Origin of the sequence: Pseudomonas sivasensis (assembly GCF_013778505.1) — a bacterium.
GTDB lineage: Bacteria > Pseudomonadota > Gammaproteobacteria > Pseudomonadales > Pseudomonadaceae > Aquipseudomonas > Aquipseudomonas sivasensis.
This window is the reverse complement of sequence record NZ_JAAOWU010000005.1, coordinates 1-10,292: the sequence shown is the minus strand read 5'-3', so window position 1 is coordinate 10,292 and position 10,292 is coordinate 1. Positions and strand designations below refer to the sequence as shown.

General features: G+C 61.7%; 4 protein-coding genes and 1 pseudogene. 2 read left to right on the top strand and 3 right to left on the bottom strand.

Annotated elements, in window-relative coordinates:
- Positions 1-359: 359 nt before the first annotated feature.
- From G9Q84_RS29815 to G9Q84_RS10975, 3 genes and pseudogenes are all read right to left on the bottom strand, one after another.
- The gene (locus G9Q84_RS29815; RefSeq protein WP_371260683.1) at positions 360-1,127 is read right to left on the bottom strand and encodes a methyl-accepting chemotaxis protein; all 768 of its coding nucleotides are present in this window, start codon (positions 1,125-1,127) and stop codon (positions 360-362) included.
- 87 nt (positions 1,128-1,214) lie between these two features.
- Positions 1,215-2,219, bottom strand: a pseudogene (locus G9Q84_RS29810) (cache domain-containing protein); the annotation flags it as partial.
- Between the two features lie 230 nt (positions 2,220-2,449).
- Entirely contained in the window at positions 2,450-6,439 is a 3,990-nt protein-coding gene (locus G9Q84_RS10975) for a bifunctional nitrate reductase/sulfite reductase flavoprotein subunit alpha (protein WP_181643294.1), read from the bottom strand.
- 613 nt (positions 6,440-7,052) lie between these two features.
- Here G9Q84_RS10975 and nirB point away from each other — a divergent pair.
- Positions 7,053-9,596 (top strand): nitrite reductase large subunit NirB, encoded by a 2,544-nt coding sequence (nirB, locus tag G9Q84_RS10970; RefSeq protein ID WP_181643293.1) that lies wholly within the window; start codon positions 7,053-7,055, stop codon positions 9,594-9,596.
- A complete protein-coding gene (gene nirD, locus G9Q84_RS10965; protein WP_181643292.1) occupies positions 9,596-9,958 on the top strand; it encodes a nitrite reductase small subunit NirD in 363 nt (120 codons plus the stop codon). The genes nirB and nirD overlap by 1 nt, the downstream gene beginning before the upstream one ends.
- The last annotated feature ends 334 nt before the right edge of the window (positions 9,959-10,292 follow it).

Sequence of the window (10,292 nt, the reverse complement as noted above, 5' to 3'; positions counted from 1 at the left end):
TGCCAACGCGGTTTTACTAAGAAATCGCGGCGGTCTTATTGGGGCCGCTCCGCAGCCCAGCGCGGGGCAAGCCCGCTCACCACAAGAGCGTCGTTTTCTCAGGTTATGTATTCACAAGATGTTTAGCTACCCACGACCATTGCAGCATGAGCATCTACACACTTCCTAAAGGCTGACACATAACACTTGTGGTGAGCGGGCTTGCCCCGCGCTGGGCTGCGAAGCAGCCCCAAAACCTGCCAACGCGGTTTTACTGGGCCAACGCGGTGGTCTTAGTGGGGCCGCTCTGCAGCCCGGCGCGGGCGGTGCGACGATTCGATAAGCCCGCTCCCAGCGTTGATCAATGTGCTTGCCAACCCTCAGGACTTGAAGCGTCCCACCAACCCATTGAGCTCATCCGACAAATTCGACAAGCGCCCCGAGTCGTCCTGCGCAGAGTTGGCCAGGCTTTCCACCAGGCGCGCTTCGTCGTAGATCTGCTGGATATGCCGGTTGATTTCTTCGGCCACGCTGTGTTGTTCCTCGGCGGCGGCGGAGATTTGCAGGTTCTGGTCGCGGATCTCGTTGACCGACAACTGGATGCCTTCAAAGCTGTCCCGCGCGCTTTCAATGGACGACACACTGGCCCGTGACAGGTCCAGGCAACTGCCCATTTTTTGCGTGACTTCCTGGGTCTTGTTTTCCAGGGTGCCCAGCAGATTTTCGATTTCGCCGGTGGAGTCGGAGGTGCGCTTGGCCAGCGCGCGTACTTCATCGGCCACTACCGCAAAACCACGACCCTGATCACCGGCGCGGGCTGCTTCGATGGCGGCGTTGAGCGCCAGCAGGTTGGTCTGTTCGGCAATCGCGCGGATGGTGCCGATGATCTGGTTGATGCTGCGGCTGCCGGCTTCGAGTTCGACCATGGCGTCGGACGACTCGGTCAGACGGCGGCCCAGGCGGTTGACGTTATCGGTGGTGACTTCGATCTGTTGCTTGCCCTCGGCCACACGGCGATGGCCGTTCTCCGCCGACTCTGCCGCGCTGCTGCAGGAGCGCGCGACTTCGTTAGCGGTGGCGACCATTTCGTTGAATGCAGTGGACACCAGTTCCACGGCCTCGCGCTGGCGCCCGGCGGCTTCGTTCATGTTGTGCGCCACTTCGCTGTTGACCTTGGAGGCGTTGTGCAAATTGGCCGAGGCCGCGCCGATGTGCTGGATCAATTGGCGGATGGCGGCGAGGAACTTGTTGAACCAGCCAGCGAGTTCAGCGGTTTCATCCTTGCCCTGCACGTGCAGTTCGTGGCGCAGGTCGCCTTCACCCTCGGCAATCGACTGCAAACCGGTACTGACCTGGCCGATGGGCTTGACGATCACTTTGGAAAACGCCGCCGCGAGCACGCCGAAGATCAGCACCAGCACGCCGACGATGACGGCGGTGAGGTAGGTCATGCGCGTGGCTTCGGCCATGACTTCGCGGTGTTCGATCAGGCCGATATAGCGCCAGCCCAGGCCGGGAGAGGTCCACACGTTGGCCATGTAGCGCACGCCGTTGATTTCCACTTCGGTAGAACCCTGCGGTGTCTCGGCCAAGTGCGCATAGGCGGCACCCAACTCCTTGAGCGGCTTGAAGCTGTGGGCGGCGTCGCGCGGGTCGACCAGCACCACACCGTCCTCGATCAGCATTACGTAGCCGCTTTCGCCGAGCTTGATGCTCTTGACCAACTCGGTGAGGTTCTTCAGCGACACGCTGACCACGAACACACCCTTGGCCTTGCCGGCGTTATCCAGCAATGCCCGCGCGGTGCCCACCAGGGCCACGTCGTCTTTGTCGTAATAGTACGCCGGGGTGCGTACGGTCTTGCCGGGGCTGGCCATCGCGGCTTTGTACCAGGGGCGTGTGCGTGGATCGTATTTAGCCAGTTGTGGATCATCGGGCCATTTGACGTAGGTGCCGTCTTCCAGGCCGATGGACAGGATGGCCGCCGCCGGATGGGTGGCGCCAAACCGGGCGAATCGGTCGATCACCTCTTGCGCGGCCGCAGGCATCGGTTGGCTGGCAGCGTCGGCGGGTTGGTAATTCTTGAGGGTGTTGACGGAGGTGTATACAGGATCCGTGGCCATTTGATCGACGTTCTGCAGCGTGCCGTCGAAGAACTGACGGATATTGCCATCGATCTGGCGGATTTCGCGGGTGCTGCCGTCGATGAACTGATCGACCGCCTGGGTCCGCGTGTTCATGACAGAGATCACCGCCACCAGGCTGACCGGGATAAACGCGACAGAGACAAACGCCAGTACAAGCTTATTTTTTATTTTCATCGAGACGACCATCAGCACGGAGGGTGGTGAAACCATCGCATTCTGCACCCGCAGCGCGGCGATTTGCTATCACCGCTGTTTCGGCTAGATGCCGGCAAATCTTTAGGGTTTTTTGTACACAATACAATCGGCGATTGTTCTGTATCCAATCAGTAGACATCACGCAGATAACGCTTCTGCTCACTCAGTTGGCGCCAGTACTCCACGGCGTCCTCTACGCCCAGTCCGCCGTGGGTATTTGCGACCTGGCGCAGTGCCTGGTCAACGTCCTTGGCCATATGGCTGGCATCCCCGCAGATGTACAGCTTGGCGCCGTCCTGCAACCAGCGCCACAGCTCGGCGCCGTGTTCGCGGATGCGGTCCTGCACGTAGATCTTCTGCGCCTGGTCGCGGGAAAACGCCAGGCTCAGATGAGTGAGTAGGCCGTCGCGCTGCATGCCTTGCAGTTCGTCCTGGTAATAAAAATCGCTGGCGGCGTACTGCTCGCCAAAAAACAGCCAGTTACGCCCCTGATGCCCCAGGGCCCGACGCTCCTGCAAGAACGCACGGAACGGCGCCACACCGGTGCCGGGACCGATCATGATCATCGGCACGTCACCGTCGTTGGGCGTGCGGAAGTGTTTGGACGGCTGCACAAACACCGGCACTTCGCCGTCGCCGACGCGGTCGGCGAGGAAGGTGGAGGACACGCCTTTGCGCTTGCCATAACGCACGGCGGCCACCGTCAGGTGCACTTCGTGGGGATGGGCCTTGGCACTGGAGGCAATCGAATACAGACGCGGTTGCAGACGTTTGAGGGTGCCCAGTAGCTCGTCCGCCGAGCAGTCGATGGGATATTGCTGCAGCACATCCGTGAGCTGTCGGCCCCATAGCCAGTCTTTGAGTTCAGCCTTGCGCTCGGGCCGCAGCAGTTGTTCCAGGCCCGGATTGGCACTGCGCTCGGCAATAAAGGCCAGGGTCTCGCTGCCAGGACGGGCGATCTCGAAGTGCTGGGTCAGCGCCTGTTGCAGCGATACCTCACCAAAGGTGTCGATGTTTACCGAGGCGCTGGCGCTCAGGTGGGTCAGCTCCAGCAGTTCGCTCACCAGTTCCGGGCAGTTGCGCGGCCGCACGCCGAGGGCGTCTCCGGCTTCGTAGGTCAGGCCGGAGTCCGCCAGGTCCAGGGCGAATTGGCGAGTTTCCTTGTGGGCGTTCTGGGGGTTCAGGTGCCGGTTGAGCAGCAGGCGTGATTGATGCAGTTTGGTTTTGCCGGCGGGTGTGGCGGCCAGTGTGACGGGCTTTGCCGGGTTGAGGGTTTGCTGCAACTTCGTCAGCCAGGCATCGGCGCGTTCTTCGAATTCGGTATCGCAGTCGACGCGTTCCAGCAGGCGTGTGGCACCCAGTTCCACTAGGCGCTGGTCAAGCCTTTTGCCGTGCTTGCAAAACTGGTCGTAATTCGGATCACCCAGGGCCAGTACGGCAAAGCGCAGGGACTCCAGGCGCGTGTCGACGGTGCTAAGGCTGTGCCAGAAACCTTCGCCATTGTCCGGTGGGTCGCCGTCGCCAAAGGTGCTGCTGATCAGCGCCAGGTTCTGGGTACTCGCCAGTTTGCTCGTCGGGAAGTCCGCCATGGCGCTCAGCTCCACGCTGATGCCCGCTTCGCGCAGGCGTTTGGCGAAGCGCTCGGCCAGGGCTTCGGCGTTGCCGGTCTGTGAGGCCCACAACAGGGTGACGTCCGGGGAGGGGAGCGGTGCAGCGCCTGTGCGACTGAACAAACCACCGAGTAACCCGTCCAGCCACAAGCGGGCGTCCTGGGCCAATGGCGCGCTTGCCGGCATCACCGGGACGCCAGTGTCTTGCCGCGCGGCGCTCGAGTGCAGGCCACTGAGGAAGCCGGCGAGGTAGGTGCGTTCACTGTCGCTCAGTGTCGGGGCCGGCCTGTTACGGATACCGGCGAGATCAGCGAAGGCGTCAAGGCGCGACATGGTGAGGTCCTCCGGAAGGTCATGGGAAGTGGGCGCCGGTTGGTCGAGGAATTGATGGTCGATCAGCTCGACTCGGGCCAGCGCGACCGCGCAGCACTTGAACTCGGGCTGCAGGGAAATCGGGTCGACGGCATCGTTGGTCACCGCATTGATCGCCAGGTGCTCGCCAAACACATCGTTCCAGTGGAAGGGCGCAAAGCAGTTGCCGGGCCGCACGCGGTCAGTGATCACCGCAGGCAGCACGGCACGCCCGCGCAAGGAGCGCACCTCCACCGGATCCTTGGCCGTGATGCCGAGGCGCGCGGCATCGTCGGGATGGATCTCCACGAACGGGCCGGGGTTGAGTTTGTTCAGGGTGGCGACTTTGCCGGTCTTGGTCAGGGTGTGCCACTGGTGCTGCAGGCGGCCGGTGTTGAGCACGAAAGGGAAGCGGTCGTCGGGCATTTCCGCAGGCGGCATATGGGGGCGCGGGAAGAACTGGCCTTTGCCGCTGTCGGTGGCGAATCTGAGCGTGCCGGTATTCAGGTAGCGGATCGGGTTTCGGTCTGCGCCGTCGGCTGAAGGGCAAGGCCATTGCAACGGTTGTTCACGCAGGCGCGCATGGCTTGCGCCGCGCATGTCATAGCCGGTCTTGGGGTTCCAGGCGCGTTTGATTTCTTCGAACACGTCGGCGGCGCTGGCATACGTGAACGCGTCGGCAAAGCCCATTTCACAGGCGACACGGGCGATGATCTGCCAGTCCGGCAAGGTTTCACCGGGTGCATCGACGGCCTTTTGCATCAGGGTCAGGTTGCGCTCGGAATTAATCATCACCCCTTCGGCCTCGGCCCACAGCGCGCCGGGCAGCAGGATGTCGGCGTAGCGGTTGGTCTCGGTGTCGAGGTAGGCGTCCTGGGTGATCACCAGTTCTGCTGTGCGCAAACCGTCGATAGCGGTTTGGCGATTGGGCACGCTGGCCACCGGGTTGGTGCAGATGATCCAGCAGGCTTTGATCTGCCCGGCGGCCATCTGTTCGAACATCGCCACGGTGCCGTTGCCGGCTTGGCGCGGCAGGTGGCCAGGCGGGATTTGCCAGAGGTCTTCGATAAATGTGCGGTCGGCGTCGACCATGACCGAGCGCTGTCCTGGCAGGCCCGGGCCCATGTAGCCCATTTCGCGGCCGCCCATGGCATTGGGTTGGCCGGTGAGGGAAAACGGCCCGCTGCCCGGGCGGCAAATCGCGCCGGTGGCCAGGTGCAGGTTGCACAAGGCGTTGGTGTTCCAGGTGCCATGGGTGCTTTGGTTGAGGCCCATGGTCCAGCAGCTCATCCACTCGGCGGCCTGGCCGATCCAGTCGGCGGCTTGGCGGATATCCGCTTCGGCCAAACCCGTGATGGCAGCGACGCTGTGGGGCGGGTAGTCCTCAAGAAAACCGGGCATAACCTCCCAACCTTCGGTGAACGTGGCGATAAAACCGGGGTCGGTGTGGCCGTTTTTCACCAGCAGGTGCAGCAGGCCATTGAGCAGCGCGAGGTCGGTGCCGGGTTTGATCGGCAGGTACAGATCAGCTTTGTCGGCGGTGGCGCTGCGCCGGGGGTCGACCACGATCAGCTTCGCCCCGGCCTTGACCCGGTCCATCATGCGCAGGAACAAAATCGGATGACAGTCAGCCATATTGGCGCCGATCACGAAGAACAGGTCGGCGCGGTCAAAGTCTTCATAGGAACCCGGTGGCCCGTCGGAACCTAGGGACAGCTTGTAGCCGCTGCCGGCACTGGCCATGCACAACCGCGAGTTGGATTCGATATTGCGGGTGCGCACAAACCCCTTGGCCAATTTGTTGATCAGGTACTGCGCCTCCAGGGACATTTGTCCGGACACGTAGAACGCCAACGCATCGGGGCCGTCACGGTCGAGGATATGGCGCAAACGGCCGGCGGTTTCGCTGATGGCGGTGTCCATGGCGACCCGCACCGGGTCGTGATCGCGCTGCTCACGCAGGTAAGCGTTTTCCATGCGCCCGGACTCGGCGATGGCTTGGCCGCACGTAGTGCCTTTGGTGCACAGGCGGCCAACGTTGGTAGGGTGGGCCTTGTCGCCGATCACCTTGACCACCTTATTGTTTTCCACTTGCATCACGATGCCGCAGCCAACGCCACAATAAGGACACACGCTACGTACGCTTTGGTTTGCCATCCGTCACCCTCTAAACTTTTTTACCCGCCAACAAAAAAGCGCCCTGCAACCCTCCGTTTGGAAACGGGGGTTGCACGGCGCCTTTGTCGTGAATGGGCAATCAGCGTTGACTGCTTTATGCAGGTGTTCCTAGCAAGTCACGCGCCAGGTTTTTTCGAACGCTGCAATGGGTGCTTTTTTGTGAAGAGCCGGGTTGTTCCGGTGAGCTGGCTGTTGGGGTGTGCGGGCTAGTCGAATCGTCGCACCGCCCGCGCTGGGCTGCGAAGCAGCCCCAACACTCATCAGCCTGGAAATTGATGATGCAAGTGCGCCTTTTTGATGCAACACGCACCAGTTGGATGCGCAATCCACGCTGTACAGGCAACGCGAGGAGACCGCAGCGGCCCCACGTACGGCTCCGCGGCCAATTGGCATAGAGCCTGCAAGCTCCCCGTCAACCCCACTCGGTCAACGACGATCGACAGGCCATTGAGGTCATGGGCATAAAGCGATGGATCCGGCGAAGTCGTCCGAACAGATCCCGCATAAGAACAGGCAAAGACGCCTGGAACCGCAAGGTTTCAGGCGTTTTTTTTTGCTTTTTAAACCGTGATGAATGTTGTCAGGTGCTGATATGAACAAACCGATGAAAACCCTGATCGTCGTTGGCAATGGCATGGTCGGTCACCATTGTGTGGCGCAACTGATTGAGCGCGGCGCGCTGCAACACTACCACCTGCATGTGTTCAGCGAAGAGCCGATGCGCGCCTATGACCGTGTGCACCTGTCCGAGTATTTCACGGGACGCGATGCCGAGTCGTTGGCACTTTCCGAGGCGTCGCTGTACCAGACGCCGGGAGTGACGTTGCACCTGGGCGTGCCGGTGCTGGAGATCGACCGCGTTCGCCGTGAGGTGATCACGGCTCTGGGCTGCGTGGCCTACGACACATTGGTCCTGGCCACCGGCTCCTATCCGTTCGTGCCGCCGATCGAAGGCGCCGAAGGGGATTCGCGGTTGGTGTATCGCACCTTGCACGACCTTGATGCCATTCGTGCAGCGGCAGCCAATGCCCGACGTGGTGTGGTGGTGGGCGGTGGCCTGCTGGGCTTGGAAGCCGCCAACGCCCTGAAAAGCTTGGGGCTGGAAGCCCATGTGGTGGAGTTCGCACCGCGCTTGATGCCAGTGCAGTTGGATGATTTCGGCGGTCTGGCGCTCAAGGCCCAGATCGAACGGCTGGGCGTCGGTGTGCACCTGTCCCGTGCCACGCAGTCGATCAGTGCGGGCGAGCGGTACCGCTATCGCATGAACTTTGCCAACGACGAGTTCCTCGAAACCGACCTTATCGTGTTCTCCGCCGGCATCCGTGCACAGGACGCCCTGGCGCGCCAGGCTGGCCTGGAGATTGGTCCGCGTGGCGGGGTGGTGATCAACGATGAATGCTTGAGTTGCGACCCGCACATCTACGCGATTGGCGAGTGCGCGTCGTGGAACGGAAGCCTGTTCGGCCTGGTCGCGCCGGGGTACCAGATGGCCCGAGGGGTAGCCGCATTGTTATGCGGGCAGGTCGCCGAGCCCTTTGTCGGTGCCGACATGTCCACCAAGCTCAAACTGCTCGGCGTGGACGTGGGTTCCATCGGCGACGCCCATGCCCACACGCCGGGTGCGCGCAGCTATCAGTTCATCGACGAGGCCAGCGCCAGTTACCGGCGCCTAGTGGTGGACGCATCGGGCAAGCATGTGATCGGCGCAGTGCTGGTTGGCGACAACAGCTACTACGACACGTTGCTGCAATACATGCAGAACGCGATTGCACTGCCTGCGGAACCGGCCAGCCTGATCCTGCCTTCGTCCGCCGGTGCACCGACTCTCGGCCCAGGCGCGTTGCCGGAATCGGCCACGGTGTGTTCCTGCCACAACGTGACCAAAGGCGCGATTTGCTCGGCCATCGACGGCGGTTGCAGCGACCTCGGCCTGCTCAAATCCCAGACCAAGGCTTGCACCGGTTGCGGCGGTTGCGCGGGCTTGCTCAAGCAAGTGTTTGAACACGAGTTGATTGCCCGTGGCGTCAGTGTCGACAAGAGCCTGTGCGAACACTTCGCCTACACCCGTCAGGAGCTGTATGCCCTGGTGCGTGTGGAAGGGGTGACCACCTTCGAAGAACTGCTGACCAAACACGGCCGTGGCCACACCGGTTGCGACGTGTGCAAACCGGCGGTGGGTTCGATCCTGGCGTCGTGCTGGAACCAGCCAATCATGGACGCCTCGTTGGTGCCGTTGCAGGACACCAACGACACGTTCATGGCCAACATGCAGAAGAACGGCACCTACTCGGTGGTGCCACGGATTCCCGGTGGTGAAATCACGGCCGACAAGCTGATCGTGATTGGTGAAGTGGCGAAGAAATACGACCTCTACACCAAGATCACCGGCGGCCAGCGCATCGACTTGTTTGGCGCGCAGTTGCATGAACTGCCGGATATCTGGGCCGAGCTGATCGCCGCTGGCTTTGAGACCGGGCACGCGTATGGCAAATCCACGCGTACGGTGAAGTCCTGCGTGGGCAGCACTTGGTGCCGCTACGGCGTGCAGGACAGCGTGAAAATGGCGCTGCTGATCGAGGATCGCTACAAGGGCCTGCGTTCGCCGCACAAACTCAAGTTCGCGGTGTCCGGCTGCACCCGTGAATGCGCCGAAGCCCAGAGCAAGGACGTGGGCGTGATCGCCACCGAGAAGGGCTGGAACCTTTACATCGCGGGCAACGGCGGCATGCGTCCGCGCCATGCCGAACTGTTCGCTACTGACCTCGACGACGCCACGTTGATCCAGTACATCGACCGCTTCCTGATGTTCTACATCCGCACCGCTGACAAACTGCAACGCACCTCTGTGTGGCGCGAAAGCCTGGAAGGTGGCTTGGATTTCCTCAAAGACGTAATCCTGCACGACAGTCTCGGCCTGGGCGCGGAGCTGGAAGCGCAGATGCAGCTGGTCGTCGACCGCTACGAATGCGAGTGGGCCAACGCCCTCAAGGATCCGGAAAAACTCAAGCGCTTCCGCACCTTCGTCAACGACAAACGCCCCGACCCGGACATCCACTTTGTCCAGGAACGCGGCCAGCGCCGGCCGATCATGGCCGCCGAACTCAACCTGATTCCCGTCATCGAGGAGATTGCCTGATGAGCCAGCCTGACACTCAGCACCACCTGTCCACCTGGAAAGGGGTGTGCAGTGAGCAAGACCTGGTGAGCAACTCCGGCGTAGTGGTTTGGCTGGACGGCGCGCAAGTGGCGCTGTTCTACCTGCCGGGTGCGCAGGAGCAGACGCTGTTCGCCATCGACAACCATGACCCGGAGTCGGGGGCGAATGTAATTGGCCGTGGATTGATCGGCAGTATCAAGGGCGATTTGGTGGTGGCTGCGCCGATCTATAAGCAGCATTACCGCTTGCAGGATGGCCAGTGCCTGGAGTCGCCACACCAGCGATTGCAGGTGTGGCCGGTGCGATTGAATGAGGGCGTGGTGGAACTCGCAGTGAGTTGATACACCTCGGTCAAAATGTGGGAGGGGGCTTGCTCCCGATGGCGGTGTGTCAGTCAATATCGGTATGGCTGAACCACTGCCATCGGGAGCAAGCCCCCTCCCACATAAAAAACTGCATCGCAGTGGAGAAATCTTACTGCTCTTTGCTGCAATCACGCTGCGTAATGCCTTTCTCCTTTGCGTACTAGGACGACCAGTGCCTGGAGGCGCCACACCAGCGATTGCAGGTGTGGCCGGTGCGATTGAATGAGGGCGTGGTGGAACTCGCAGTGAGTTGATACACCTCGGTCAAAATGTGGGAGGGGGCTTGCTCCCGATGGCGGTGTGTCAGTCA

Bases quoted from the DNA above. Each gene is read 5' to 3' on its own strand.
- G9Q84_RS29815 (WP_371260683.1), bottom strand. From the start codon at position 1,127: ATGAACGAAGCCGCCGGGCGCCAGCGCGAGGCCGTGGAACTGGTGTCC.
- G9Q84_RS10975 (WP_181643294.1), bottom strand. From the start codon at position 6,439: ATGGCAAACCAAAGCGTACGTAGCGTGTGTCCTTATTGTGGCGTTGGC.
- nirB (WP_181643293.1), top strand. From the start codon at position 7,053: ATGAACAAACCGATGAAAACCCTGATCGTCGTTGGCAATGGCATGGTC.
- nirD (WP_181643292.1), top strand. From the start codon at position 9,596: ATGAGCCAGCCTGACACTCAGCACCACCTGTCCACCTGGAAAGGGGTG.